The sequence below is a fragment of the Curtobacterium sp. AC273 genome (assembly GCF_979253735.1).
In genome coordinates, this window is the sequence record NZ_CEEDDU010000014.1 from 20,981 (window position 1) to 46,195 (window position 25,215).

At 72.9% G+C, this 25,215-nt stretch carries 17 protein-coding genes and 12 pseudogenes; 18 read left to right on the forward strand and 11 right to left on the reverse strand.

Annotation, left to right across the window (positions count from 1 at the left end; all coding sequences use genetic code 11):
- The first annotated feature begins 66 nt into the window (after nucleotides 1–66).
- A complete protein-coding gene (locus ACZ8AI_RS21205) occupies nucleotides 67–657 on the forward strand; it encodes an HAD family hydrolase (RefSeq protein ID WP_464859759.1) in 591 nt (196 codons plus the stop codon).
- Nucleotides 658–787: 130 nt separating this feature from the next.
- Nucleotides 788–1,247 (forward strand): annotated as a pseudogene (locus ACZ8AI_RS21210) (DJ-1/PfpI/YhbO family deglycase/protease); the annotation flags it as partial.
- 253 nt (nucleotides 1,248–1,500) lie between these two features.
- On the opposite strand, the gene ACZ8AI_RS21215 reads toward ACZ8AI_RS21210, so the two are convergent.
- Complete coding sequence (locus tag ACZ8AI_RS21215) at nucleotides 1,501–2,076, reverse strand: molybdenum cofactor biosysynthesis protein (RefSeq protein WP_464859934.1); 576 nt, start codon at nucleotides 2,074–2,076, stop codon at nucleotides 1,501–1,503.
- 122 nt (nucleotides 2,077–2,198) lie between these two features.
- On the opposite strand from ACZ8AI_RS21215, the pseudogene ACZ8AI_RS21220 reads away from it, so the two are divergent.
- The 8 genes and pseudogenes from ACZ8AI_RS21220 to ACZ8AI_RS21255 form a co-directional block, all read left to right on the forward strand.
- A pseudogene (locus ACZ8AI_RS21220) lies at nucleotides 2,199–2,378 on the forward strand (Ada metal-binding domain-containing protein); the annotation flags it as partial.
- Entirely contained in the window at nucleotides 2,365–3,234 is an 870-nt protein-coding gene (locus ACZ8AI_RS21225; RefSeq protein WP_464859910.1) for a helix-turn-helix domain-containing protein, read from the forward strand. The pseudogene ACZ8AI_RS21220 and the gene ACZ8AI_RS21225, both read left to right, overlap by 14 nt.
- A gap of 545 nt (nucleotides 3,235–3,779) precedes the next feature.
- Nucleotides 3,780–4,292 carry a methylated-DNA--[protein]-cysteine S-methyltransferase gene (locus ACZ8AI_RS21230; RefSeq protein ID WP_464859911.1) on the forward strand — a complete coding sequence of 171 codons (513 nt, stop codon included), beginning with the start codon at nucleotides 3,780–3,782 and terminating at the stop codon, nucleotides 4,290–4,292.
- Nucleotides 4,293–4,336: 44 nt separating this feature from the next.
- Nucleotides 4,337–4,582 (forward strand): type II toxin-antitoxin system Phd/YefM family antitoxin, encoded by a 246-nt coding sequence (locus ACZ8AI_RS21235; protein ID WP_464859912.1) that lies wholly within the window; start codon nucleotides 4,337–4,339, stop codon nucleotides 4,580–4,582.
- Nucleotides 4,579–4,839, forward strand: a complete 261-nt coding sequence (locus ACZ8AI_RS21240; protein ID WP_071290951.1) for a type II toxin-antitoxin system RelE family toxin — start codon at nucleotides 4,579–4,581, stop codon at nucleotides 4,837–4,839. Before ACZ8AI_RS21235 ends, ACZ8AI_RS21240 begins: the two co-directional genes overlap by 4 nt.
- Nucleotides 4,840–4,990: 151 nt before the next feature.
- Nucleotides 4,991–5,542 (forward strand): annotated as a pseudogene (locus tag ACZ8AI_RS21245) (alpha/beta fold hydrolase); the annotation flags it as partial.
- A 304-nt stretch (nucleotides 5,543–5,846) separates the two neighbouring features.
- Nucleotides 5,847–6,718: pseudogene (locus ACZ8AI_RS21250) on the forward strand (hypothetical protein).
- Nucleotides 6,719–6,851: 133 nt separating this feature from the next.
- A pseudogene (locus ACZ8AI_RS21255) lies at nucleotides 6,852–8,329 on the forward strand (APC family permease).
- On the opposite strand, the gene ACZ8AI_RS21260 reads toward ACZ8AI_RS21255, so the two are convergent.
- Nucleotides 8,278–8,667, reverse strand: coding sequence for a LysE/ArgO family amino acid transporter (locus ACZ8AI_RS21260; protein ID WP_464859760.1), 390 nt, complete (start codon nucleotides 8,665–8,667; stop codon nucleotides 8,278–8,280). The pseudogene ACZ8AI_RS21255 and the gene ACZ8AI_RS21260 overlap by 52 nt on opposite strands.
- 117 nt (nucleotides 8,668–8,784) lie before the next feature.
- A complete protein-coding gene (locus ACZ8AI_RS21265; protein WP_464859761.1) occupies nucleotides 8,785–9,237 on the reverse strand; it encodes a LysE family transporter in 453 nt (150 codons plus the stop codon).
- 134 nt (nucleotides 9,238–9,371) lie between these two features.
- On the opposite strand from ACZ8AI_RS21265, the pseudogene ACZ8AI_RS21270 reads away from it, so the two are divergent.
- A pseudogene (locus ACZ8AI_RS21270) lies at nucleotides 9,372–10,103 on the forward strand (ArgP/LysG family DNA-binding transcriptional regulator); the annotation flags it as partial.
- 115 nt (nucleotides 10,104–10,218) lie between these two features.
- Here ACZ8AI_RS21270 and ACZ8AI_RS21275 read toward each other — a convergent pair.
- Complete coding sequence (locus ACZ8AI_RS21275) at nucleotides 10,219–10,971, reverse strand: TetR/AcrR family transcriptional regulator (RefSeq protein ID WP_464859762.1); 753 nt, start codon at nucleotides 10,969–10,971, stop codon at nucleotides 10,219–10,221.
- Nucleotides 10,972–11,116: 145 nt separating this feature from the next.
- On the opposite strand from ACZ8AI_RS21275, the pseudogene ACZ8AI_RS21280 reads away from it, so the two are divergent.
- Nucleotides 11,117–12,150, forward strand: a pseudogene (locus ACZ8AI_RS21280) (aldo/keto reductase).
- Nucleotides 12,151–12,343: 193 nt separating this feature from the next.
- Nucleotides 12,344–12,841: a hypothetical protein gene (locus tag ACZ8AI_RS21285; protein ID WP_464859763.1), complete on the forward strand. Its 498-nt coding sequence runs from the start codon at nucleotides 12,344–12,346 to the stop codon at nucleotides 12,839–12,841.
- 15 nt (nucleotides 12,842–12,856) lie between these two features.
- Here the strand turns inward: ACZ8AI_RS21285 and ACZ8AI_RS21290 are convergent.
- Together ACZ8AI_RS21290 and ACZ8AI_RS21295 are read right to left on the reverse strand one after the other, a co-directional pair.
- Nucleotides 12,857–13,635 (reverse strand): annotated as a pseudogene (locus ACZ8AI_RS21290) (Fpg/Nei family DNA glycosylase).
- Nucleotides 13,636–13,685: 50 nt separating this feature from the next.
- Nucleotides 13,686–18,398: pseudogene (locus ACZ8AI_RS21295) on the reverse strand (ATP-dependent helicase).
- 163 nt (nucleotides 18,399–18,561) lie between these two features.
- Between ACZ8AI_RS21295 and ACZ8AI_RS21300 the strand changes: the two are divergent.
- Nucleotides 18,562–19,359, forward strand: a complete 798-nt coding sequence (locus tag ACZ8AI_RS21300; RefSeq protein WP_464859764.1) for a PadR family transcriptional regulator — start codon at nucleotides 18,562–18,564, stop codon at nucleotides 19,357–19,359.
- Nucleotides 19,360–19,403: 44 nt separating this feature from the next.
- Here the strand turns inward: ACZ8AI_RS21300 and ACZ8AI_RS21305 are convergent, their stop codons facing one another.
- Complete coding sequence (locus tag ACZ8AI_RS21305; RefSeq protein WP_464859765.1) at nucleotides 19,404–20,024, reverse strand: alpha/beta hydrolase; 621 nt, start codon at nucleotides 20,022–20,024, stop codon at nucleotides 19,404–19,406.
- A 73-nt stretch (nucleotides 20,025–20,097) separates the two neighbouring features.
- On the opposite strand from ACZ8AI_RS21305, the pseudogene ACZ8AI_RS21310 reads away from it, so the two are divergent.
- Nucleotides 20,098–20,644 (forward strand): annotated as a pseudogene (locus tag ACZ8AI_RS21310) (NUDIX hydrolase family protein).
- A gap of 91 nt (nucleotides 20,645–20,735) precedes the next feature.
- Here the strand turns inward: ACZ8AI_RS21310 and ACZ8AI_RS21315 are convergent.
- Both ACZ8AI_RS21315 and ACZ8AI_RS21320 read right to left on the reverse strand, forming a co-directional pair.
- Nucleotides 20,736–20,939 carry a CsbD family protein gene (locus ACZ8AI_RS21315; RefSeq protein WP_071290937.1) on the reverse strand — a complete coding sequence of 68 codons (204 nt, stop codon included), beginning with the start codon at nucleotides 20,937–20,939 and terminating at the stop codon, nucleotides 20,736–20,738.
- 126 nt (nucleotides 20,940–21,065) lie between these two features.
- A pseudogene (locus ACZ8AI_RS21320) lies at nucleotides 21,066–22,646 on the reverse strand (DEAD/DEAH box helicase).
- Nucleotides 22,647–22,889: 243 nt separating this feature from the next.
- Between ACZ8AI_RS21320 and ACZ8AI_RS21325 the strand changes: the two are divergent.
- Nucleotides 22,890–23,405 (forward strand): endo alpha-1,4 polygalactosaminidase, encoded by a 516-nt coding sequence (locus ACZ8AI_RS21325; protein ID WP_464859766.1) that lies wholly within the window; start codon nucleotides 22,890–22,892, stop codon nucleotides 23,403–23,405.
- A complete protein-coding gene (locus ACZ8AI_RS21330; RefSeq protein ID WP_464859767.1) occupies nucleotides 23,381–23,740 on the forward strand; it encodes an endo alpha-1,4 polygalactosaminidase in 360 nt (119 codons plus the stop codon). Before ACZ8AI_RS21325 ends, ACZ8AI_RS21330 begins: the two co-directional genes overlap by 25 nt.
- Before the next feature lie 16 nt (nucleotides 23,741–23,756).
- On the opposite strand, the gene ACZ8AI_RS21335 is transcribed toward ACZ8AI_RS21330, so the two are convergent.
- Together ACZ8AI_RS21335 and ACZ8AI_RS21340 are read right to left on the reverse strand one after the other, a co-directional pair.
- Nucleotides 23,757–24,122 (reverse strand): GntR family transcriptional regulator, encoded by a 366-nt coding sequence (locus ACZ8AI_RS21335; RefSeq protein WP_464859768.1) that lies wholly within the window; start codon nucleotides 24,120–24,122, stop codon nucleotides 23,757–23,759.
- A 46-nt stretch (nucleotides 24,123–24,168) separates the two neighbouring features.
- A pseudogene (locus ACZ8AI_RS21340) lies at nucleotides 24,169–24,728 on the reverse strand (DUF1684 domain-containing protein); the annotation flags it as partial.
- 148 nt (nucleotides 24,729–24,876) lie between these two features.
- Between ACZ8AI_RS21340 and ACZ8AI_RS21345 the strand changes: the two are divergent.
- Nucleotides 24,877–25,215 carry a DUF4333 domain-containing protein gene (locus ACZ8AI_RS21345; protein ID WP_464859769.1) on the forward strand — a complete coding sequence of 113 codons (339 nt, stop codon included), beginning with the start codon at nucleotides 24,877–24,879 and terminating at the stop codon, nucleotides 25,213–25,215.

Consider the following 25,215-nt stretch of genomic DNA (forward strand, 5'->3'; position numbering starts at 1 on the left):
GATCGACATCGTGGCGTCCGGGGTCCCCTTCGACAATGGACGTGGACGCTCGCCGACTCGACCGCGGTGGTCGAGGCCACCTGGACGCGCTTCGGGCAGCGGCACGGCATCGATCCGGACGAGATCCTCGCGTTCTCCCACGGGCGTCAGGGCGATCAGCACCTCGTGCAGCGGTTCCTGCCCGACCTCGGACCTCGACGAGCAGCTGCGCGTCGCCCAGTCCCTGGTGGACGAGGAGAGCGCCAGCACCGAGGGCATCTTCGGAGATCCCGGTGCCGCCGCCTTCGTCGAACGGCTCCTCGACGCCGGCGTCCTGGTCGCCCTCGTCACCAGTGCCCCGCGGGACCTGGCCGTGGGCCGGATGGCGGCCGCGGGACTGTCGATGCCGACGGCGTTCGTGCCCTCCGAGGACGTCGAGCACGGCAAGCCGCACCCGGACGGGTACCTGGCGGAGCCGCGCTGCTCGGGGTCGACGCCGCCGACTGCGTCGCGTTCGAGGACGCGCCCGCCGGGCTCGAGGCGGCCATCGCCTCCGGGGCCACCACGGTCGTGGTCGGTCCGCTCGAGGCCGAGGTCACCGCGGGCCTCTACCGGGTCACGTCGTACGACGGCATCACGGTCGAGCCCGAGGGAACGGCGTTCCGCATCCGCGGCTGAGCAGCGCGCTGTCCGGGACCCGCAGGCCCCGCGCCTGTCCGGGACCCGGCGGGCCCCTCCACGCGTGCCCAGCCCGTCCGGAGAACCCTGGTCGTGCGGCCGGAACGCCCGGGCCGCGGAAGGAGCGACCATGGCAGCCCTCGACGGCAAGAACGTCCTCGTCATCGCGACGAACTACGGCGTGGAGCAGGACGAGATCGTCGTCCCGGTCGAGCAGCTCCGCGAACGCGGGGCCGCGGTGACGGTGGCGGCGCAGCAGACCGACGCGATCCGGACCCTCGTCGGTGACAAGGACCCGGGGAAGACCCTCGACCCCGACACGACGATCGCCGGCGTGAACGTGACCGGCTTCGACGCGCTCGTGGTGCCCGGCGGCACGATCAACGCCGACAACCTCCGCACCGACCAGCAGGCGGTGTCGCTCGTGCAGGCCTTCGCCCAGGCGGGCAAGCCCGTCGCGGCGATCTGCCACGGCCCCTGGACCCTCGTCGAGGCCGGGGTCCTGCCGGGCAAGACGATCACGTCCTACCCGTCGCTGCAGACCGACGCGGAACGCCGGCGCCGAGTGGGTCGACCAGGAGGTCCAGGTCGACGGAGGCGTCATCACCTCCCGCACGCCGGACGACCTGCCGGCGTTCGTCGACGCGATCGAGCGGGCCCTGACGGCCCGACGCCCGGTGCGCCTGGCGCCCCGGCCCTGCCGGTTCGGCCGGCCTCGGCCACGCCGGCCTCGCAGGCCCGCAAACGCAACTCCGGCGGTTCCTCGCAGCGGTATCTCGCTGCGAGGAACCGCCGCCGTTGCGTTTTGCGGAAGCGGTGCGGACGACGACGCGGAACGACGCGTCAGCCGAGTGCTACCGGGCGAGCCGTGCGGAGCACCGCGGGGCCGAGGGCGAGCACGCCGTCGGACTCCGGGTCGCACCGCACGCCGCCCCGCCCGCGCATCGCCTGGAAGGCCCCCGGCGCCACCTCGTGGTCCATCCACGCGCACGGGCTCGCCGCCCGGTACCCGCGGAACCGGACGGGACCGCCCGCACCGGACTCCTCCAGCGAGAAGGGCTCGCCGCGCAACGCCTCGACGTCGGCGCCGCGCAGGAACACGTTCCGCCTCGTCGCCACCGGGTCCACGCTCACGTCGAGCGCCTCGCCCACGGCCTCGAGCGACTCCAGTGCGATCAGGGTGACCGAGGCGTGCACGTGCGCCCGTGACCCGAAGTACTGGTCGCCGACGATCCCGAGCCCGGCCCGTAGCTCGACCCGGTCCCGCAGCTCGTCGGGGTCCGGACGGCCGCACGGGCAGCGCACCGTCCGCCGGTCGGCCCTCGTAGCGGTGCCGCCGGGACACCAGGAGCAGCGCGATCTCGACGTCCGTCCGGAAGGGCAGGTCGCCGGGGCCGGCCACGTCGTCCACGGGGTCACGCAGGCCACGCTAGCCGTGCCTCCAGGCCGTCGCCCAAGCCGCACCGGCGGCCGACGCGCGCCGCACTGCCCTGTCCGATTCCCGCCAGTGGTGCGTCGGTGGCGCGTGCCAGGCTGTGCCCATGAGCACCCTGGACACCGCAGCGGAGCACGACGCGCTGCACGCCGAACGGCACCGCGCCGTCGCCTCCCGCGACGCCCGCTTCGACGGCCAGTTCGTCACCGCGGTGCACTCCACCGGCATCTACTGCCGGCCGAGCTGCCTGGCCCGCACGCCGAAGGTCACGGGTGTCACCTTCTACCGGACGAGCGCCGCGGCGCACCTCGCCGGCTTCCGCGCCTGCAAGCGGTGCCTGCCCGAGGCGACTCCAGGCAGCCCGGAGTGGGACCTGCGCGAGGACGTCGCCGGCCGCGCCATGCGGCTCGTCCTCGACGGCGTCGTCGAACGGGACGGCGTCCCCGGACCTCGCGGCACGCGTCGGGTACTCGGAACGGCAGCTGAACCGCATCCTCACGGCGGAGCTCGGCGCCGGGCCGAAGGCGCTCAGCCGGGCACACCGCGCGCAGACCGCGCGCACGCTGCTGACCTCGTCGGACCTGCCCATCGCGGACGTCGCGTTCGCCGCCGGGTTCGCGAGCGTGCGCCAGTTCAACGACACCGTGCGCGAGGTCTTCGCCGTCACCCCGTCCGAGCTCCGCTCCCGACGCACGCTCCGGCCCGTCGCCGACGGCGCCCTGCACGTGCACCTGCCGGCGCGCGCGCCGTTCGACGTGCAGGGACTGCTCGACTGGCACGCGCTGCACGCCCTGCCCGGGCTGGAGCAGGTGGACCTCGACGCGACGGGGCGGGTCACGTCGTACGGGCGGGGCTGCTCGACCTGCCTGGAGGCGCGGCCCATGTCAGTGCGTCGGCCGCCGTCCCCGACGCGGCCGGCCGGGCGCGCCGGGATCGACCTGCGCGTCCGGGTCTCGGACCTGACCGACCTGCCGACGCTCGTCGCGCGGATGCGGGCCTTCTTCGACCTCGACGCCGACCTGGTCGCCGTCGACGCGGTGCTCGGTGCGGTCCCCGCCTTGTCCGGCGTCGTCGCCCGGGTGCGCCTGGCATCCGGCTCCCCGGCGCCGTGGACCTGCACGAGATCGTGTTCCGCACGCTGATCGGCCAGCAGGTGTCGGTCGCGGCGGCCTGCACCGCGCAGAGCCGGCTCGTCGCCGCCCTCGGCGCACCGGTGTCGGCCGCGCTCGTCGACGGCGGTCGGCTGTTCCCGGACGCGGCGACCATCGCCGAGCGCGGCCGCGAGGTCCTGCGAGGACCGGCGGCCCGCGTCGACACGATCATCCGCGTCGCCACGGCGCTCGCCGACGGATCGCTTCGTCGTCGACGGCGGGCAGTCGCTCGACGACCTCCGCGCGGGCTCCTCGCCGTGAAGGGCATCGGACCCTGGACCGCCGACTACGTGGCGCTCCGGGTGCGGCACCACCCGGACGTGTTCCTCCACAGCGACCTCGCCGTCCGCAACGGTGCACAGGAACTCGGTCTGCCCGGAACGGCGCGCGAGCTCTCCCTATGGTCTGAGCAGGTGGCGCCGTGGCGGAGCTACCTGACCATGCACTGCTGGCGGCCGATCATCGATCGCGCCAGTCGCGGCGGGTGCCACCGCACACGCCGCCAGTGCCCCAGCCGCCCTCCGGAAGGAAGAACGATGACCGACGCGACCATCCAGATCCTGGACACCCCAGACGGACCCTTCACCGTGCTCGAGGACGCCGAAGGTCGTGTCCTCGCCTCCGGGTGGACGGACGACGTCGAGCGCATCCTCGGGCGCATCGCGGACAAGCACCGCCCGGATCGCATCACCGAGGGACGGGTGACCTCGGCCGACGCCGTCGACGCCTTCTACGCGGGCGAGGTCGAGCACGCGATGCAGGTGCCTGTCCGGCAGTTCGGCACGGACCTGTTCACCGAGGGGTGGCGGCAGCTGCGGCTGATCCCGGCGGGCGGGGTGCTCACGTACACCGAGTTCGCCGCCGCGATGGGCCGACCGGACGCCGTCCGTGCCGCCGCGAGCGTGTGCGCCCGGAACGCCCCGGCCCTGTTCGTGCCGTGTCACCGGGTGCTCCGGACCGACGGTACGCTCGGGGGCTTCGCCTGGGGCCTCGACGTCAAGCGGTCGCTGCTCGAACGGGAGTCGGTCGGCACCACGGCACTCGTCTGAGTTGTACAAAACGCTCTAGAATGTACAGGTGAGCGAAGTGCTCGATCTCGGAAGCACGAAGCCGGCTGGCGTCGATCATCGACGACGCGCGTCACGAGCCGGTCTGGCTCACGCGGCGCAACAAGCGGGTCGCGGCGGTGGTGGACGCGGACGTCCTCGATCGGTTGCTCGAAGCGGTGGAGGACCTCGACGACCTGAAGGCCGTCGAGGAAGCACGGATCGAGAGTGAACGCATCGGCGGCGAGAACGTCAAGTGGGAGGACCTCAAGCGCGAACTCGGGATGGGATGAGCTACGAGATCGAGTTCGAGCCCAGCGCTGGCCGGGCGATCCGGAAGCTCCCGCCGAACGCCAGACGGCTGGTCGAGGGAGTCCTGGCGATCCTCGCCGAAGAGCCACGTCCGCCCGCGGCGCGCAGGCTCGTCAACAGCCCCGAGTGGCGTGTGCGCGTCGGTGACTACCGGGTGATCTACCTCATCGACGACGGCCGACTCGTGGTGGTCGTCGTGCGCGCCGGACACCGACGAGAGGTCTACCGCGACCGCTGACCGCCGACCCGCCGGTCTCCCCCTGGTTGCGGGTGTCGACGCGGGTCTCCCCCGGCTGTCATGCTCAGGAGACCGACCCGCCAGGACCGTTCCCGATGGACCCCGACGCAGCCTGCGATGCCGCGCGGTCGCACCGACTCCGAGGGAACCCATGGACCAGCACGTCGACCGCACGGTCGTCTCCGCGGACGGGACGGTGCTCGCCGTCTCGGACGGGGGGACCGGTCCTGCGCTCGTCGTCGTCGGCGGGGCCTTCGACCACCACGGCACCCCGTACGTGGAGCGGCTGACCGCCGAGCTCCGCGACCGGTACCGCGTCATCACGTACGACCGCCGCGGCTGCGGCGCGAGCGGCGACGCCGGGCAGTGGACGATCGACCGCGAGGTCGAGGACCTCGCCGCGGTCGTGGCCGACGTGGACGGGTCGGTCACCGCACTCGGGATGTGCGTCGGCGCGGGGGTCGTGCTGCACGGCCTCGCCGGCGGCGTGCCGATCGACGCCGCCGTCCTCCACGAACCGCCCTACCGGGCCACCGTCGACCCGCACGCCGACGACGTCGCGTTCGCCGACGCCCTCGACGAGCACGTCGCCGCCGGCCGTCGGGCGCAGGCCGTCCGGGCCTTCCTCGCGCAGGTGCTCGGCGTCCCGATGGGGCAGATCACCGCGCTCCGGCTCAAGGGAGCACTCTGGCGCCCCTGGTCACCGACGCGCACGTGCTCAGCCGCGACGTCCGGGTGCTCAACCAGGCTGGCGGTGCCCGACCGGGTGGCCGCGGCGGTCGGGTCCCCGTGCTCGTCACCGCGGGCACCGAGAGCGTGGAGTGGATGCGTCAGGCCGGCCGCGCCGTGGTCGAGGCCGTGCCGGGTTCGGAGTACGCCGAACTGCCGGGCCAGGGGCACGTCCCCGAGCCCGAAGCGATCGGCATCGTGCTCGACCGCTTCACCGCACGAGCAGCCGCATCGAGGCAGCCGCGCGGGCGGCCGCGCGGGGCTGACAGGATGGTGGGGTGAACGCACCTCGCCTCGGCCTCCTGCTCGACGTCGACGGACCCATCGCCAGCCCCGTCTCGCGCACCATCGCGATCCAGAGCATCGTCGAGGACCTGCGTGGCGCTCGCCGCCGAGGGCATCCCCGTCGTCTTCAACACCGGGCGCAGCGACGCCTTCATCCGGAGCGAGGTCGGGGCCGCTGCTGGCCGGGGGCCTCGCCGCCGGTGGCCGCGTGCACGCCGTCCGCGAGAAGGGTGCCGTCTGGTGCTCGATCGGACCGCAGTACGAGGGCGGGATGGGTGAGCTCACCGTCGCCGAGGACCTCGCCCTGCCCCGTGACTACGCGGACGAGATGCGCGAACTGGTGCGCGACGAGTACGCGGACCTGGTGTTCTTCGACGAGACCAAGCGCGCCATGGTGTCGATCGAGCAGCGCGTCGAGGTGCCGAACCCGACCTACCGCGCGCGCAGCCGGAGTTCGACGCGAAGGCGATGGCGGCCCTCGAGCGCCGTGGCCTCGGTGTCCGCCGCCTCGACGACGTCCGCCTCGGACGCCGACGGTGCCGTGCAGTGGCGCATCGACCTGACGATCATCTCGACCGACGTGGAGTCGGACCGGAGCGGCAAGGACCTCGGGGCCGAGCGGTCGCTCGAGCTCCTCGCGCACGACGGCGAGCCGCCGGTGGCGTGGCGCACGATGGGCGACTCCCGGAGCGACTACGCGATGGCCGACTGGTTGCACGCCCACGGCCACGAGGTGGCGCACGTGGACGTCCGTCCCGCCGATGGTGTGCCGGCGACGCCGTACCCGGTGCTCACCGCACCCGACGGCGTGATCCACGACGAGGCCGGAGCCCGGTTCCTGTCGGACTGGCGCCGGTCCGTCTGAGCCGAGCCGTGCCTCCAGGCCGGTGCCGACTGCGCGGACGACCGCGCGCCGTGCATCCCGGCTGTTTGCGTGCCGGGCTGGTACACCAGCTACCTCGCGTGGTCCGCCGCCAGCCGATGACGGGAACCACCCCATGGCACCGAAGCTCCGCATCAAGTCCATCGAGGCCTCACTGGCCGACTCCGAGGAGCAGGGGCGCCCGCTCAAGCGGTCGCTCCGCACCTTCGACATCGCCGCGATGGGCATCGCGGTCGCGGTCGGTGCCGGCATCTTCTCGGTCGGAGCGAACGCCGCCGCGAACTTCGCCGGGCCGGGCGTCATCATCTCGTTCCTGCTCGCCGCCGTCACCTGCGGTCTGGCCATCATGTGCTACGCCGAGTTCGCGTCGACGATCCCCGTCGCCGGCTCCGCGTACACGTTCACCTACGCGACGATGGGCGAACTGCTGGCCTGGATCGTCGGGTGGGACCTCATCCTCGAGACCCTGACCGCCAGTGCCGTGATCGCGAAGTACTGGGGGATCTACCTCAGCACCGCGTTCGGCGTCTTCGGCGTCGACCTGCCCGACACGATCCAGCTCGGCCCGATCCCCTTCACGTGGGGTCCGGTCCTGATCGTCGGCATCTTCACGGTGCTGCTGGCCTTCGGCACCCGCCTGTCCTCGCGGGTGTCGGCGGTCATCACGATCATCAAGGTCGCGATCGTCGTCTTCGTCATCGTCGCCGGTGCCTTCTTCGTGAAGGCCGCGAACTTCACCCTGTTCATCCCGCCGGCCGAGCCGACGAAGGGCGCCGAGGGCAGCGTCTGGACCCAGTCGCTCGTGTCCTGGTCCACCGGGGCCGAGCCCGCGCAGTACGGCGTCTTCGGCCTGCTCGCCGCGGCGTCGCTGGTGTTCTTCGCGTTCATCGGCTTCGACGTCGTCGCGACCAGCGCCGAGGAGACCGAGAACCCGCAGAAGACCCTGCCCCGCGGCATCCTCATCGGCCTCGGCATCGTGACGCTGCTCTACGTCGGCGTCAGCATCGTCATCACCGGCATGGTCTCGTACCAGCGCCTGGCGGAAGAGGACGCGCCGTCCCTCGCCTCGGCCTTCGACATCGTCGGGCTGCCCTGGGCGGCCGGCATCATCGTCGATCGGTTCCCTGATCGGCCTGACCACGGTCGTCATGGTGCTCCTGCTCGGCCTGTCCCGCATCGTCTTCTCGATGAGCCGCGACGGCCTGCTGCCCCGCTGGTTCTCGCAGACGAACCCGAAGACGCAGACCCCGGTGCGCGTGCAGGTCGTCGCCGGTGTCGTCGTGGCGCTGCTCGCCGGCTTCACCGCGGTCGACAAGCTCGAGGGCATGATCAACATCGGCACGCTGTCGGCGTTCGTCCTGGTGTCGATCGGCATCGTCGTGCTGCGTCGTTCGCGGCCCGACGCGCCGCGGGCCTTCCGGGTGCCGTGGTCGCCGGTGCTGCCGATCGTGTCGGCCGTGCTGTGCTTCTGGCTGATGCTGAACCTCGAGGTCGAGACCTGGCTCCGGCTTCGTCGTCTGGCTCGTCATCGGCTTCGCGATCTACTTCGGGTACAGCCGCCGGAACAGTCGGGTGGGCAAGGGCCTGGTGTAGCGGGGCGCGGCTCGGCGGTGCGCGCTGCGCGCGCTGACGAACCACGAATCCGACGTCGAACCAGTCCGGCAGGGCGGTTCGACGTCGGATTCGTGGTTCGACGTCAGTGCCCCCGCGCCTACGCCCCCCAGCACGAGCGCGGCGCCGAAGCCGAGCATCACGAGCGCGACCAGCCCGTCGAACACGCGCCAGGTCAGCGGCTTCGCGAACAGCGGCCGGAGCAACCGCCCGCCGAACCCGACGCCGGCGAACCACAGGCAGCTCGCCGCCACCGCGCCGATCGTCCAGGCCCAGCGGTCGTCGACGCCCTGCTGGTTCGCGACGGACCCGAGGAACACCAGGGTGTCGAGGTAGATCGTGCGGGTTCGCCTACGTGAAGACGAGCATGGTGGCCACCGCCACGCGCATGGTCACCTCGTGCTGCCGGCCTGGAGGCACGGTGCGCGCCCGCCCCGTCACCCCGGCCCCGCGGGTGTCCGGTTCCGTCGCGGGGGCTGCGGGGGTGGTCGCGCTGGCCGCGCTGGCTGCGCTGGCCGCGTGGGCGTCCGGTTCCGTCCCGCTGTCGCGCCCCGCCACGGACGGCGCGCCCGCGGGTGCGGGGGCGCGATGCCCACCAGCGGTGCGACCACGGCGACCCCGTCGTCCGCCGCTTCCTCATCCACCCGGATCGCGTCACCCGACGGCCGGAGCGCCCGACGCGCTGCGAGCACGCCGTAGGTCACGAGGAACGCCGCCCCCACGAACCGGACCACGACGAGCGCCACCGGGAACCGTTCGACCACCGCCCCGACACCGAGCACCCCGGCCACGATCAGCACGGCGTCCGACACGGCGCACACCACGACGGCCGCGGCGACGACCCGGAGCCGCGCGCTCACCGCGAGCCGGAGCAGGTACGTGTTCTGCACGCCGATGGCGACGATCAGGGCGAGTCCGGTGCCGAGGCCGGAGAGCAGGGGAGGAGCACGGTCACGCTCCGACGCTAAGCGCGGAGCCGCATGCAGTACAGCTCACGTTCCTGATGCTGCGTAAGCTGCGCTGCATGGCCCAGTTGCAGCGTGAACACCTCGAGACCCTCCTGGCGGCGGTCGACCACGGCACGCTCGACGCGGCCGCCCGGGCCCTGGCGATCACCCCGTCGGCGGTGTCGCAGCGGATCAAGTCGATGGAGCAACAGCTCGGTCGTGTCCTGCTGCAGCGGACGACCCCGGTGCGGCCGACGGCGGACGGCGAGGTCGTCCTGCGGCACGCGCGGCAGGCGCAGCTGCTCGACGAGGAGACCTCCCGCGCGCTCGGCGGCGGGGACTCGCTGGTGCCGTCGATCCCGCTCGCGGTGAACGCCGATTTGCTCGGCACGTGGTTCCTCGACGCTCTGGCGCTGGTCCGTGCCGACACCGAGGTGGTGTTCGACCTGCACCGTGAGGACCAGGACCGCACCGCCGAACTCCTGCGTGCGGGCACGGTGATGGCCGCCGTCACCGCCGAGGCCGACCCGGTGCAGGGCTGTTCGTCGGTCCCGCTCGGCGTCGACCGGTACCGGGCCGTGGCGTCGCCGGCGTTCGTCGCTCGCTACCTGTCGGGCGTCGACACGGAGCGGCGCATGCTGGGGCAGCTCGACCGGGTGCCCCTCGTGGACTACGACCGTGCCGACGACCTGCAGGCAGGGCTACCTCCGTCGGGTGCTCGGGCACGCTCCGTCCGGCCCGCGGCACTTCGTCCCGACCTCGGCCGACTTCGCCCGTGCGGTCTCGCTCGGCTTCGGGGTGGGGGATGCCGCCGGAGGCGCAGTGCTCTCGAGGCGCTCGACCGTGGCGCCCTCGTCGAGCTCACGCCGGGGCGTCGGGGCGGATGTCGCGCTGTGGTGGCAGAGGTGGAACCTGGCGTCGCCGCTACTGGAGCGGGTCACCGAGGCCGTGCGGGCCGTCGCGGCGGAGCGGCTCCACCCGGCGCGCTGAACACGAGCGCCCGGGGCGCGCTGAACACGAGCGCCCGCGCGCCCGCGCGCCCCCCGCCCCCGCGCCCCCGCGCCCCCGCGCCCCCGCGCCCGCGGCGCGCGGAACACGAGCGCCCGCGCCCGCCCGCCGCCGCGCTCCCGTCAGACCGTCGCCCGGTACCGCAACCCGTCGACCAGCAGCCCGACCATGAGCTGGCCTCTGCTCCGCCGACTGCGCTCCGTGGCACAGGTCACCCACGGCGCGCAGGAGCTGCGGGGCGTCGATGTCGGGCCGGATCGTCCCCGCGGCCGTCGCGGCGTCGAGCAGCTCTCCGAGCGCGTCGCCGAGCCGCCCGATGAAGTAGTCGGGCAGCGCTTCGAACGCCGGGTCCCGAGCGGGCGCGCGGCGGCCAGCCCGGCGCTTGGTCGCGACGAAGTCGGTGAAGCGTTGCAGCCACTGTGCGAGTGCCTCGTCGGGGGCGTGGGCGGCGGCGAGGTCGTCGGCGGCGTCGGCGCAGGCCTCGACCGCGTTCCGGAACACCGCGACGACCAGGTCGGACCGCTGGGGGAAGTGCCGGTAGAGCGTGCCGACCCCGACCCCGGCCCGGTCGGCGATGACCTTCGCGGGGGCGTCGACGCCGTCGGTGGCGAAGACGGCCTTCGCGGCGTCGGTCAGGGCGTCGAGGTTGCGACGGGCGTCGGCGCGCACGGGTCCTCCTGGGTCGGGACGGCACAGGCGCACATCCGGGGCTGCGGAAACGGAAAGCCGTTCCGTATAGTTCCGGAAGGGCGTTCCACTTCGGACCACGATACGACACCGCGGGCCAGGACGCCATCGACAGGGAGGCATTCCCATGCACTACCGCACCCTCGGCCGCACCGGCATCCAGGTCAGCCTGTTCGCCCTCGGCGCCATGATGCTCGGCACCGACGGCAGCATCGGCAACGGGGACGAACAGGACTCCATCCGCATCGTCCACCGCGCCCTCGACGCCGGCATCAACCTCATCGACACCGCCGACCGCTACTCGCAGGGCGGTTCCGAGGTGCTGCTCGGCAAGGCCCTCAAGGGGCGCCGTGACGACGTCGTCCTCGCCACGAAGTTCAACGGCCCGATGGGCGACGACCTGAACCGCCGCGGCAACTCCCGCCGCTGGATCACGACCGCCGTCGAGGACTCGCTCCGCCGCCTGCAGACCGACCACATCGACCTGTACCAGGCGCACCGCCCGGACGACACCGTCGACCTCGAGGAGACCCTCTCGGCCCTCACCGACCTGGTCCGCAGCGGCAAGGTGTGGGTGATCGGCAGCTCGGACTTCCCCGCGTCGATGCAGGTCGAGGCGCAGTGGACGTCCGAGCGCCGGGGCCTCGAACGCTTCCGGACGGAACAGCCCACGTACTCGATCCTCAACCGGGGCATCGAACTCGAGGTCCTCCCGGTCGTCGAGCGGTACGGCATGGGTGCCCTGGTCTGGAGCCCCTCGCCGGCGGCCTGCTCACCGGCCGCTTCCGGAAGGGGCAGGACAGCGACCTCGCCCGCGTCGGCATGTTCCGCCACAACCAGGACGAGCGCCGGATCGACGCGGTGGAGCAGGTCGTCGCCCTGTCCGAGGAGACCGGCATCCGGATGACCCACCTCGCCATGGCGTTCGCGATCGCCCACCCCGGCGTGACCAGTGCCCTGATCGGCCTGCGCTCGATCGAGCAGCTCGACGACCTGCTCGAGGGGGTCGACGTCGCGCTCCCGGACGAGGTGCTCGACCGGATCGACCAGATCGTCCCACCGGGGTCCGACGTCGGTCGGCTCGACCAGCAGTACAACCCGCCGGCCGTCCTCGACGCCACCCTCCGACGCCGCCCGGTGGCGGCACGCGCGGCCGCCTGACACAGGCAGACGGGCCAGGGCCCGCGGCCCCCGAACCCTGGCCTCGGCCCGGCCCGGCCCGGCCCGGCCCGGCCCGGCCCCCGGCCCCCGGCCCGGCGGCCCGGCGGCGCTGGCCGGACCGGCCGCCCGAGTGCAGCGCGCGCCGTGGCTCGTCTGGGACGGCGCTCACCAGGGCTCGCCTACCGTCCTGGGCATGTCCACGCGAGCGAAGACCGCCACGGCGCTGCTCGGCGCCGCCACCATCGCCCTGCTGCTCACCGCCTGCGACCCCGGCGGCGCGCAGAACCCGAACCCGGTCGGCAAGGTCCCCGGGTCGGAGGAGAAGTCGCAGTCCGCGCAGTGCGACGTGGCCTCGAGCGCCGCCGTCGACCTGATCGACAAGGCGGTCGGCACGCACGACAAGGCCGAGTTCGCGAACATCCAGAAGGGCGACGGCGGCTGGTACCTCGGCGCGACGATCGTGCCCGAGGACAGCAACGACCCGAACGACGACGAGGTCACGATCTGGGCGTCCACCGACGACCCGACCGCCGACGACTTCGACGGCCCGCTCTACGCCGTGAACCAGACGGCGAAGGACGCCACCGCCGACGAGTCCAGCCTCGGTCTCGCCCGCTCCGAGCTCGTTCAGCGCGGACTCGGAGCCGCGCAGCAGGTGGAGAGCTGCGTCGTCGAGGCCTCCGACCGCTGATCGCGGGCGGACCGATCAGGTCTGGCAGCGCGGGCACCAGTACGTGTCGCGCAGCGTGAGGTCGGACTCACCGAGTTCGCCGTACCGGATCGGTGTGCCGCACCGCAGGCACGGCTTGCCGGCCCGGCCGTAGACCCAGAAGCGTCGGCCCGGGCGGTCGACCCCGGTCGTCACGCGTGCGCTGCGGTCGCGGTTGGCCAGGATCAGCTTGCTCGCCAGGGCGATGGTGCGCGCGGAGTCGCGGACCTCGCTCACCGGACGTGTCGGCAGCACCCCGCGCAGGAAGCAGAGTTCGTTCCGGTAGACGTTGCCGAGGCCGGCGAGCACGCGCTGGTCGAGGAGCGCCAGTCCGATGGGTCGCGTCGGGTCACGGGTGAGGTTGTCGAGCGCGAGGTCGGCGTCCCAGTCCGGGCCGAGCAGGTCCGGACCGAGGTACCCGACGACCTCGTCCTCCTGGTCGCGCGGGACGACTTCGAGCACACCGAGGGCGAACCCCACCGTCGACACGTCGTCGGCGTCGAGGATCGCCCGCGCCTGGTGCGCCGGCCGACGCCACCGGTCGCCCGGGCCGTAGACGTCCCACCGGCCCTCCATCTTGAGGTGCGAGTGCACCGTGAGGTCGCCGATGTGGTGCAGCAGGTGCTTTCCGCGGGGACGACCTCGTCGACCGTCTGCCCGACGAGGTCGAGTGTCGCGAACGCTGGCACCCGGAAGTCGCTCCGGGTCAGCACCTTCCCCGCCAGCGCGGTGTGCAGCCGACGGGCGGCCCGGTAGACGGTGTCGCCCTCAGGCACGGGTCACCTCCGGCGCGTGGTCGCGATCGGGCCTGGAGGCGCGGCTCGCCTCACACACGGAGCCGCAGTCCCTGCGGGGTTGCGGTGAACTCGGCCTCGCGCAGCGCGGCCCCGAGCGGCGACTCGAGCACGAACGCCCCGTCCACCCGCTCGACCGCGAGCTTCCGCAGGCCGGTCCGCACGATCCCGGCGATGGAGGCCGCCGCTGCCGACAGCTCCGCCGGGTCGTCCGTGAAGGTGAGCACCGACTTGCCGCCGCGCTCGACGTAGACCGCGAGCTTCCCGTCGACCGTGGTCACGAGCGCGCCGGCCTTCCGCCCCTGGACGGTGACCGCGCCCCGTGGTCTTCGTCGAGCTCTCAGGGGCATCGGCGTCGTCCTCGACGGCGTCCCCCGTCGGCCACGGCAGCGACGCTCCGTACGGGTCTCGCGGGTCGGTGGCGGCGAGGGTCAGTGCCTCGCGCTTCCGGTGGGGATCGGCGCGCTCGTCGTCGTCGAGGTCGCGCGCGTACGTCCGGAGCCGGTCGATGGTGGGCTCCGGTCGCGAACTGCGCAGCCCCGAGCCCCTCGATGAAGTACCCGCGGCGAGCCCGCCCGGACTCCTCGAACCGCGAGAGCACCCGGTAGACCCCGGCGAACCCGCCACGGACACCCTCGACCTGCACGGCGCCGCGGGTGACCACGCCGTACCGCTCGAGGAGCTGTTCGAGGTGGCGGCGGCCCGGACGGTGGAGTCGGACTCGGCCAGGGGCAGCAGGGACCACCGGCCCCCGACGGACGGCGGACCGGCCTGGGCGGGCATCGTCGGACGCCGACGCCCGCGGTACGCTCGTGCCCGTGGTGCACTGGTGCTCTTCGCCTTGCCGCCGAGCATCGCCCGCAGTGGCGCGAAGGTGTCGTTCGTGATCTGGCCGGCCCAGACGAGGTCCCAGAGGGCGGTGGTCAACGCCTGGTCGTCGGTGCTGCCGACGGCCTGCCCGAGCTGCCGGAAGAAGTACGCGCCGCCGCCGGCCAGGGCCGTGAGGACGTCGCGCTGGAGCTCGGTGGTGTCGTCACCCGCGGGTTCGGCCAGCGTGGTCGGGGACGTGTCGGCGAGGTGCAGGCGCACCCAGCCGTCGTTGCCGGGCAGCGTGCCGCCGCCGGACCAGAGGACCTCGCCGGTCGCAGTCAGTTCGTCGAGCATGCTCGGGGGCGTAGTCGGTCACCCGGGCGGGCAGCACGAGGGTCTCCCACGCACTCGCGGGCAGCGCGACGCCGGCGAGCTGGTCGATCACCTGCAGCACACCGTCGACGCCACGGGAGTCCACCGCGGGTTCCCGGGGTCTGCACGTGCTGCCACGCCGGCAGGAACCGGGCGAGGGTGTCGGGCGAGACCGGCTCGACCTCGTGCCGGAGCGCCGCGAGCGACTTCGTGCGGATCCGGCGGAGGACCTCGGAGTCGCACCACTCCGCGCCCTGTCGGTCGGGGCGGAACTCGCCCTCGACCACGCGCCGGTCGGCCACCAGTCGGCGCAGCGTGTCCTGCACGACGGCGATGCCGAGCCCCAGGCGCCCGGCGGCGTCCTGCGCGGAGAACGGCCCGCGCGAGCGGGCGTACCGGCCGATGAGGTCGCCGAGCGGATCGGCGACGGGCTCGATGAACGCCGTCGGCACCCCGATGGGCAGCGGCACGCCGAGGGCGTCACGGAGGCGTGCGGCGTCCTCGATGACGGCCCACCGGGTGGCTCCGGCGTGCGAGAACGAGAGGACCCGGCGGTCGCGTTCGAGGGCGGTGAGCGACCCCTGCACCGTTGCGAGGGCCTCGGTGCGGTCGGTGGACTCGGCCAGCCAGCTCCGGTCCACGACCTCGTCGAGGTCGAGCGCGCCGACGAGCCGCAGCACGTCGACGATGCCCTCGGCGTCCCGCGCCCGACGGTCCGGCGACAGCCGTTGCAGGTCGCGTTCGACTCCGGCGATGACGGCCGGGTCGAGCAGTTCGCGGAGTTCGGCACGGCCGAGCAGCTCGCCGAGCAGCGTCGAGTCGAGGGAGAGCGCCGCCGCTCGTCGTTCGGCGAGCGGGGTGTCGCCCTCGTACATGAACGCCGCGACGTACCCGAACAGCAGCGACCGGGCGAACGGCGACGGCTGCTCGGTCTCGGTCTCGACGAGCCGGATACGGCGACCGGCGATGTCGTCGGCGATCCCGAGCAGCGACGGGACGTCGTACACGTCCTGCAGGACCTCGCGCACGGTCTCGAGCACGATCGGGAACGACGGGTACTTCTGCGCGACCTCGAGCAGCTGCGAGGCCTGCTGCCGCTGCTGCCACAGTGGCGAGCGCTGCCCCGGGTTCCGGCGCGGCAGCAGGAGCGCGCGCGCCGCGCACTCGCGGAACCGCGCGGCGAACAGGGCGGAGGCCCCGACCTCGTCGGTGACGAGGGCTTCGAGGTCGTCGCGCTCGAAGACGAACAGGTCGGCACCGGGCGGCTCGGCGTCGGTCTCCGGGATCCGGACGACGATGCCGTCGTCCGCCGCCATCGCGTCGTCCGTCGATCCCGTGGCGTTCGCGGAGCCGAGCGGCCACGGCGAGGGCCCACGGTGCGTGCACCTGCATGCCGTACGGGGAGTGCAGGATGAGCCGCCAGTCCCCGAGCTCGTCGCGGAAGCGCTCGATGACGAGCGTGGTGTCGTTCGGCACGTGCCCGGTCGCGGCGCGCTGGTCGCGCAGGAAGGTGAGCAGGTTGGTCACGGCGCGCTCGTCGAGGCCGCCGGCGGAGACGCGCGCGCGGGCGTCCTCGTCGGAGGCGCCCTCGACCTCGCGCACGAAGGCGCCGGTCGCGCGGCCGAGCTCGGCGGGTCGGCCGATGCCGTCGCCCTTCCAGAACGGCACCCGTCCGGGCTGCCCGAAGGCCGGGCTCACGATGACCCGGTCGTGCGTGATCTCCTCGATGCGCCAGCTCGTGGCGCCGAGGGCGAAGACGTCCTCGACGCGGGACTCGTAGACCATCTCCTCGTCGAGCTCACCGACGCGGCTGGCCTTCTCGCCGACCATGAAGACGCCGAACATGCCACGGTCCGGGATGGTCCCGCCGCTCGTCACGGCGAGCCGTTGCGCCCCCGGACGACCCGTCAGGGTGCCGTGCACGCGGTCCCACACCAGGCGCGGTCGGAGCTCGGCGAACTCGTCGCTCGGGTAGCGTCCGGTGACCAGGTCGAGCGTCGCCTCGAACGCGGAGCGGGGCAGACCGCTGAACGGGGCGCTCCGCCGCACCAGGTCGAACCAGTGCTCGACGTCGACGGTGTCGATCGCGCCGGCGGCCACGGTGTGCTGCGCCAGGACGTCGAGCGGGTTCGAGGGCACCGCGATGGACTCGATCTGCCCGGAGACCATCCGCTCGACGGTCACGGCGCTGTTCACCAGGTCCGCGCGGTGCTTCGGGAACAGGACGCCACGGGAGATCTCGCCGACCTGGTGTCCGGCGCGGCCGACGCGCTGCAGACCGCTCGCGACGGACGGCGGCGCCTCGACCTGCACGACCAGGTCGACCTCGCCCATGTCGATGCCGAGCTCGAGCGAACTCGTCGCGACGACGCAGCGGAGGCGTCCGGACTTCAGGTCGTCCTCGATGATGGCGCGCTGGTCCTTCGACACGGAGCCGTGGTGCGCGCGGGCGAGCACCGGTACCGAGGCGTCGGATCCGCCGCCACCGGTCTGTCCGGACGCACCGATCATCTGCGCCGGCGGCCGAGCGTGCGCAGAGAGCCTGGCCGGGGACTGGGCACGGGGACCGGCGGCCGGGAGTCCGTCGTCTGCCGGGGACGCCCCGGCCGGGACGAGCGCCCCGTCGCCGGCCGCGGCGAGCACGCGGTCCTGGTGGATCTCGTTGAGCCGCGCCGTCAACCGTTCGGCCAGCCGCCGCGAGTTCGCGAACACGATGGTCGATCGGTGTTCCTCGATCAGGTCGACGACGCGCTCTTCGACGTGCGGCCAGATCGAGCCGTTCGACGGTGCGTCCGAGGCATCGGCGCCGACCGGGGCGCGCCGAGCTCGGCCATGTCGTCGACCGGCACGACCACGCGGAGGTCGAAGGTCTTCTGCGCGGGCGGCGCGATGATCGTGACGGGTGCCCGGCCGCCGAGGAAGCGAGCGACCTCTTCCGGTGGCCGCACGGTGGCGGACAGACCGATGCGCTGCACGGGCTTCTCGAGCAGGTCGTCGAGACGTTCGAGCGACACGGCCAGGTGCGCGCCGCGCTTCGTCGACGCGACCGCGTGCACCTCGTCGACGATGACGGTGTCGACGTTGACGAGGGTCTCGCGTGCCTGCGACGTGAGCATGAGGTACAGCGACTCGGGCGTCGTGATGAGGATGTCCGGCGGCTGGCGGAGCAGCCGCTGGCGGTCGGACGACGGGGTGTCGCCGCTCCGGACCCCGACCGTGACGTCCGGCGGTTCGAGCCCGAGCCGCCGGGCGGTCTGCGTGATGCCGACGAGCGGACTGCGGAGGTTCCGCTCGACGTCGACGCCGAGCGCCTTCAACGGTGAGACGTAGAGCACCCGGGTGCGCTGCTTGGCGGGCGGCCGGTCGGACGCGCTGATGAGCCGGTCGATCGACCACAGGAACGAGGCCAGCGTCTTGCCCGACCCCGTCGGCGCGATGACGAGCGCGTGCTGCCCGGTGGAGATCGCGTCCCAGGCCCCGGCCTGCGCCGCCGTCGGTGCGTCGAAGGCACCGCGGAACCACTCCGCGGTCGCGGGGGAGAAGTGCTCGAACACGTCCGTCATGGTCCGTCCCATCCTGCCCGTCGCCACCGACAGCGAGCCGAACTGGGATCACCCCTTGACAGAGCGATAGTTACCGATCTATCGTTAACGCATCGCGACAGTGCCGGAACAGTCCGGAACACATCGCGAGCCAACTTCGAACAGACAGCTGAAAGGAGTCATCATGCGCCCCATCGATGACCACGACCACACCCACGACGACCACGGCCGACGCGATCAGCGCGGCTTCGACCCCGCGGGCCCCGCTTCGGCGGCGCGCGGCAGCACCACGGCGCCGGCTTCCCCGGCCGCGACCGTGGCGACCACGACCACGGACGCGGCTTCGGCGGCCCGGGCTTCGGTCGGGGCTTCGGCCCCGGCGCGGGCTTCGGCCCCGGGTTCGGCGGCCCCGGCTTCGGCCGCGAACGGCGCCGCCGCGGCGACGTCCGCCTCGCGATCCTCGGCCTGCTGGCCGAGGGCCCGCAGAACGGCTACGCGATCATCAAGACGATCGCCGAGCGCACCCGGCGGCGCCTGGAAGCCGAGCCCCGGCTCGGTCTACCCGACGCTCCAGCAGCTCGTGGACGAAGACCTGGTCGTCTCCACGGGCGACGGCCGCAAGACGCTCTTCGAGCTGACGGACGCCGGCAGGGCCGAGGCCGAGGCGAAGGCCGACGAGATCGCCGCGGCGTGGGAGTCCACGCCGGCCTCCCGGACTCGCAGCGCGAGTTCTTCGAGGCCTCCGGAAGACCATGGGCGTCCTGCACATGTACCGGACGAGCGCGACCGAGGAGCAGACCAAGGCCGCCACGGCCAAGGTCGACCAGCTCCGCAAGGACCTCCTGCAGATCCTCGCCGACTAGCGCGACCACACGGCGGACGGGAGGCACGGTGCCAGCTGGCACCGTGCCTCCCGGCTCGTCGTCTGGTCCCGACCACAGCATCGAGGGAGCAGGAATCGCCGGGTCGCCACCGCACCTGACGATTCCTGCTCCCTCGACAACGTGTCAGCGCACGTGTCGGCCGCTAGGACGCAGCGATGAAGGCGGTCACGTCCGCCAGCTCCGCCGCCGACACCGCATGCGGCAACCCCGCGTACTCGCGGTCGGTCACGTCCGTGTTGGCGGCGGCCCACGCCTGCGTCCGCGCGGTGGCCTCGGCCGGGATCACCGGGTCGAGGTCGCCGTGCCCCAGGAACACCCGTGGCCGGACTGCGGCGACGGCCTCGTCACGCGCATCGGTCACTCCGGGCACCACGAAGCCGGACAACGACACCGCGAACGCGAACCCCGCCGGGCGGGCACGCAGCAGTTGCAGCGCCATCGAGCCGCCCTGCGAGAACCCCAGCAGTCCGATCCGCGGGTGGTCGGCGACGACGGAGTCGATCCAGGCGAGCACGCCGGCGACCGCGGCGTCGACCGGCTCGAGCGCGGGGGAGCCCGGCGTGCCGAGCGGGTACCAGCTGTGTCCCTGCCCCCACGGCATCGGCGCCCGGAGCGAGGCCATCGTCCACGCCGCGGGCAACGCGGGGGCGAGACCGAGCAGGTCGCGCTCGTTCGACCCCACCCCGTGCATCGCCACGAGCAGCGGTGTCCCCGCACGCTCCGACGGCTGCCGGGTCCACTGCACGAGCTCCGCATCGATCACGTGGACCACGCTAACCGTCCCCGACACCCGCGCCGTGCGCCGAACTCGCCGGACTCCCTGGTAGACACGGTGCATGTCCTCGCTGCGCACCCCCGACCCCGACTCCGGCTGGCTGTCCGACGAGGAGCTCGCCAACGTCCGCCGCCGACTGCCGATCTGCTACGTCGAAGCGGTCCCCGTCCGGACCGACGGCCTCGGCGTCGTCACCGAGGTGGGCGTGCTGCTGCGCGTCTCCCTCGAGCGGCTCGATCGCCCGGACGCTCGTCTCGGGCCGCGTGATGTTCGGCGAGTCGATCCGCACCGCGCTCTTCCGGCACCTCGGAGAAGGACCTCGGTCCGATGGCCTTCCCGCAGCTGCCGTCGAGCCCGACGCCCTTCACCGTGGCCGAGTACTTCCCGCTGCCCGGCGCCTCGGTGTACACCGACGAGCGGCAGCACGCGATCTCCCTGGCGTACGCGTCGTCCCCGTCACCGGCACCTGCGAGCCCCGTCAGGACGCCCTCGAGCTCACGTGGATGAGCCCCGCCGAAGCCGCGTCCGACGCCGTCGCCGACGAGATGGAGGGCGGCCGCGGAGCACTCCTGCGCGCCGGTCTCGCCTCGGTCGGCGCCCTGATGTAGCCCGCCCGACCCCGCACACGGCACCTCGCACACGACGAAGGCCCCGGATCCACTCGGATCCGGGGCCTTCGCAGCGCGGTACTGGACCGGCTTACTTGTCGTCGTTCTTGAGGCTGTCAGCGACGCCGTGAACGGTGTCCTTCGCGTCCGTGCCCGCCTGCTTGGTGTCGGCCTTGACCTGATCGGTCTTGCCCTCGGCCTTGAGGCGGTCGTTGTCGGTCGCGTTGCCGACGGCTTCCTTGGCCTTGCCTGCTGCCTTCGCAGCGGCGTTCTTGACGTCTTCGATCCCAGCCATAGGCACTCCTCTCAACGACGGACGATTCCCCATCGGCCGCTCGCGCGGTCTCCGGTGACACAGAACCTACGCGTCGCGGTCGCCGCCTTCGCAGGCAGCGTCAAGGTTGTGGCCGGGGCCGACGGATCAGCGGGCGGAGCCGGCCGGACGGGAGGCGCGGCGCGAGCCACCACGACGGGCACCGCCCGACTCGGAGCCGGCACCACGGCCGGCGGCGTAGCCGCCCTCCGAGGACCAGACCGGAGCGGAGCCACCGCGGACGGTGTCGCTCGAGGCGCGGCGGCTGCCGCCCCCGCGACGCTGACCACCGGTGGAGCCGGCGGGTGCACCGACGCCGGCCTCCGGCGGCACGGCCGCCGCGACGCCCTGCACCGGAGGACCCGGTGGCCGAGCCGGTGCGCGCGGGCTGCGCCGCGCCTCCCGTCCGACCGCCGCGACCACGACGACGACCGCCACCGGCCGTGTCGGACTCGCCCGTGCGCTGCTTGGGCTGGCGCTGCTGCTGCACCGGCTGCTCGGCGACGTGGCGGACCGGAGCGACCTCGCCGACGAGCGACGTGACGGCGGGCGACGACGCGGTGACCTGCTGCGGCGTGACCTTGATCGCTGCGGCACGCATCATCTGCGCGACGTCGCGACGCTCGGCCGGCGTGGTCACGGTGACGACGTCACCGGACGAACCCGCACGCGCGGTGCGGCCGGAGCGGTGCAGGTACGCCTTGTGCTCGGTCGGCGGGTCGACGTGCACGACGAGCTCGACGTGGTCGACGTGCACGCCACGGGCGGCGACGTCGGTGGCGACGAGCACGAGGGCCTCGCCGGAGGAGAACTTCGCGAGGTTGCGCTCACGGGCACCCTGCGACAGGTTGCCCTGCAGGTCGACGGCCGGGATGCCCTGGCTGCTGAGCTGCTTCGCGAGGCGCTTGGCGTGGTGCTTGGTGCGCATGAAGAGGATGCGACGACCGGTGCCCGAGGCGAGCGTCCGGACGAGGTCCTTCTTCGCGTCGGCGTCGGCGACCTCGAACAGGTGGTGGGTCATCGCCTCGACGGGGCTGTGCTCGTCGTCGACCGAGTGCATCACCGGGTTGTGCAGGAACTTCTTGACGAGCTTGTCCACGCCGTTGTCGAGCGTCGCGGAGAACAGCATGCGCTGCCCCTGCTCGGGCGTCGCCTGCATGATCTTCGTGACGCCGGGCAGGAAGCCCATGTCGGCCATGTGGTCGGCCTCGTCGAGCACGGTGACCTCGATGGCGTCGAGCCGCACGTGGCCCTGCTGCATGAGGTCGGCGAGGCGACCCGGGCAGGCGACGACCACGTCGACGCCGCCGCGGAGCGCGTCGACCTGGCGGCCCTGCGAGACCCCGCCGAAGATCGTCGTCGTGGTGAGCCCCATCGCCTTGGCGAGGGGGGCGAGCGTCGCGTCGATCTGCGTCGCGAGCTCACGGGTCGGGGCGAGCACCAGCGCACGGGGGCGGCCGGCGCGGCGCTGACGGGGGTTGGCGGCCAGGCGCGCGGCGAGCGGATCGCGAAGGCGATCGTCTTGCCGGAGCCGGTGCGGCCGCGACCGAGCACGTCCTTGCCCTGCAGGGAGTCGGGGAGCGTGTCGGCCTGGATCGGGAAGGCGTTCTCCTTGCCCTGGGCGAGGAGGACGTCGACCATCGGGGTCGGGACGCCGAGGTCGGAGAAATGGATGTCTTCGTTGGTCATGGTGACCTTCGAGCCGGAGAGGTCCGGCTGTGGGCGCGCTCTGAGGCAGCGCGCGGGCGGGATGCGCGCCAACGGATGTGGCTGGCGCAGTCGCCGCAGCAGAGAAGCCTGGGCACCTTCGGGAGGTGCTCGATCATCGACCGTTCAGACGAGCTGACGTGGTCGGGAGTTCGGGGCGTCCGTACGACGCACGAGGCGATCGGCGCCTCGAGTAGCTCCATCATAGCGTGGGAGGATCGGATCGTGCGAGACCGGACCCTGCTGCTCACCGTCGCGACCGTCGCCGTGGCGGTGATCGGCCTGAGCGGCTGTGCCGCCGCGGCCCCGTCGTCGTCCGCTTCTTCTTCTTCGTCATCGGGTGCCGGGTACGCGAACCCGCCGACGTCGGGGATCCCCGACTACCAGCTCGGCGGTGGCTACACCCCGCCGGCCGGCGTCACGATCGTCGAGCGGGACAGTACCGACCGTCCGGCCCCCGGCAAGTACGGCATCTGCTACGTCAACGGCTTCCAGACGCAGCCGGAGGACGCCGACACCTGGCTCGACGACCACGCGTCCGCGGTGCTCCGCGACGAGGACGGCGACCCCGTGTCCGACCCGGGGTGGCCCGACGAGATGCTCCTCGACACCCGCACCCCGGCGAAGCGCGCGGAGATCGTGAAGGTGCTGACGACGTCGATCGCGCGGTGCGCTGATCGGGGCTTCGACGCGGTGGAGTTCGACAACCTCGACTCGTGGACCCGTTCGACGGCGTGCTGACGCGGTCCGGGAACCCGCGCCGCCGCGGCGCTCGTCCGGGTCGGGCACGAGCACGGGCTCGCCGTGGGCAGAAGAACACCCCGCAGCTCGGGGCCTCCGGCCGGAAGACCACGGGGTTCGACTTCGTCGTCGCCGAGGAGTGCGTGCACTACCAGGAGTGCTCGGCGTACACGAAGGCCTACGGGAAGCACGTCATCGACGTCGAGTACTCGGACGAGACCGACCGCTCGTGGGCCTCGGTCTGCGCGGACGACGACCGCCCCGCGATGACGATCCTGCGCGACCGCGACCTGGTCACGCCGTCGGACGACGACCACGTGTTCGAGCACTGCTGAGCGCGGTGCGCCGGGGTCAGGCGGGCCAGGCGTCCCGGAGCGCTGCTGCGGCCTGGTCGGCGGACAACCCGGCCGCCCGCGCCGCCGCAGCGAGTGCACGTGCCGCATCGGCCACCGGTTCGGGGACCGCGGCCGGGCGGATCACCCGGGTGCCGGCCCCGCGTGCCGTCTGCACCAGGCCGGACTCCTCGAGCAGCTGGTAGGCCTTCGCGACCGTGCCGGCTGCGAGCCCGAGTTCGTCCGCGAGCGTGCGGACGCTCGGGAGCCGCTCCCCGTCGACCAGGTACCCGGCCGTGATCTGCGCCGCGATCTGCGACTGCACCTGCTCGAACGGCGGGATGCGTCCGCCGGCGTCCAGCGCCACGAGACTCGTCGATGACATGCGTTCCACCCTGGATGTCGTGGTGCTCGGACTGCTCGTCGAAGTCGTACTGCTCGCCGACCGGGATCGGCACGGCGACGGTGTTGCCGGGCGGCGCGAGCGGGCAGGCCCACGCCGGGTCGTACGCGCACGAGGGGTTGTACGCGAAGTTGAAGTCGAGGACGATCTCCCCGTCGTCGCCGCCGAGGTCCGCGCCCTTGATCGTGTCGACCAGGTAGCGGCCCCCGCCGTAGGTGCCGCGTGCCTTGCCGGCGCTCGCGTCCTTCACCGGGATGAACACCCCGCCGGCGTAGCCGCCGTGCGCCCACACGTCGAGCGATCCGACACCGGGGAGCGTGACCACCCCGAGCCGGTCGAAGTGCACGATGCCGTCGGTGCCGGTCTCGACGTCCATCGCGACCGACTCGGCCGGCTCGATGCGCGCCCGGAAGCGCCAGGAGGGGTCGTAGTCCGGCACGGGCAGGGACTCGAAGTCGCGCGCGTCCTCGTCGAGGAGCGGGCTCGCCGGGTGCTCCCGAACATCGCGTCGCGCGTCTCGCGCCACATCGCGTGGGCGGTCTCCGGGTCCCCGGTCGCCCGCACGCGGCGGTACAGGTCGAACGTCATCCGCCGCCAGTCCACGGTGGCGAGCGTGCTGTGCACGCGGTCGTCGGTTCCCGGCTCCTGCGTCTGGCTCACACGACGAGGCTACGCCCGCGGGGCGTCCTGGGCATGGCAGACTGGCGCGATGACCACGAACGAGGGGACGATGGCCATGACTCGGAGCTCCCGGCGGATGCTCGCGACGGGGATGATCGGAGCGGCCGTGGCCCTGGCGGCCAGCGGGTGCTCGTTCTCCGCGTCGGTGCACAGCACGGTCTCGCCCTCGAAGTTCGAGACCGTCGTCGCCGACGCGCTCGAGAAGAGCGTGGGGCAGCGACCACAGGTGGACTGCGGCGACGACGCGATCGACCTCGAGGACGGCAACACCGTGCACTGCGACATCGGTGCAGCGGGGGACGCCACGAAGTACGACGCGACCGTCGAGGTGCGCGACGTCTCCGGCTCGAAGTACTCCGTGCACGTCGAGGTCGCCGACGAGCCGAAGAACTGA

What these genes read in the sequence shown, in the direction of transcription:
- ACZ8AI_RS21230 (WP_464859911.1), top strand. Translation starts at nt 3,780, where the DNA reads ATGACCGACGCGACCATCCAGATCCTGGACACCCCAGACGGACCCTTC.
- ACZ8AI_RS21240 (WP_071290951.1), top strand. Translation starts at nt 4,579, where the DNA reads ATGAGCTACGAGATCGAGTTCGAGCCCAGCGCTGGCCGGGCGATCCGG.
- ACZ8AI_RS21285 (WP_464859763.1), top strand. Translation starts at nt 12,344, where the DNA reads ATGTCCACGCGAGCGAAGACCGCCACGGCGCTGCTCGGCGCCGCCACC.
- ACZ8AI_RS21300 (WP_464859764.1), top strand. Translation starts at nt 18,562, where the DNA reads ATGCGCCCCATCGATGACCACGACCACACCCACGACGACCACGGCCGA.
- ACZ8AI_RS21315 (WP_071290937.1), bottom strand. Translation starts at nt 20,939, where the DNA reads ATGGCTGGGATCGAAGACGTCAAGAACGCCGCTGCGAAGGCAGCAGGC.
- ACZ8AI_RS21335 (WP_464859768.1), bottom strand. Translation starts at nt 24,122, where the DNA reads ATGTCATCGACGAGTCTCGTGGCGCTGGACGCCGGCGGACGCATCCCG.
- ACZ8AI_RS21345 (WP_464859769.1), top strand. Translation starts at nt 24,877, where the DNA reads ATGACTCGGAGCTCCCGGCGGATGCTCGCGACGGGGATGATCGGAGCG.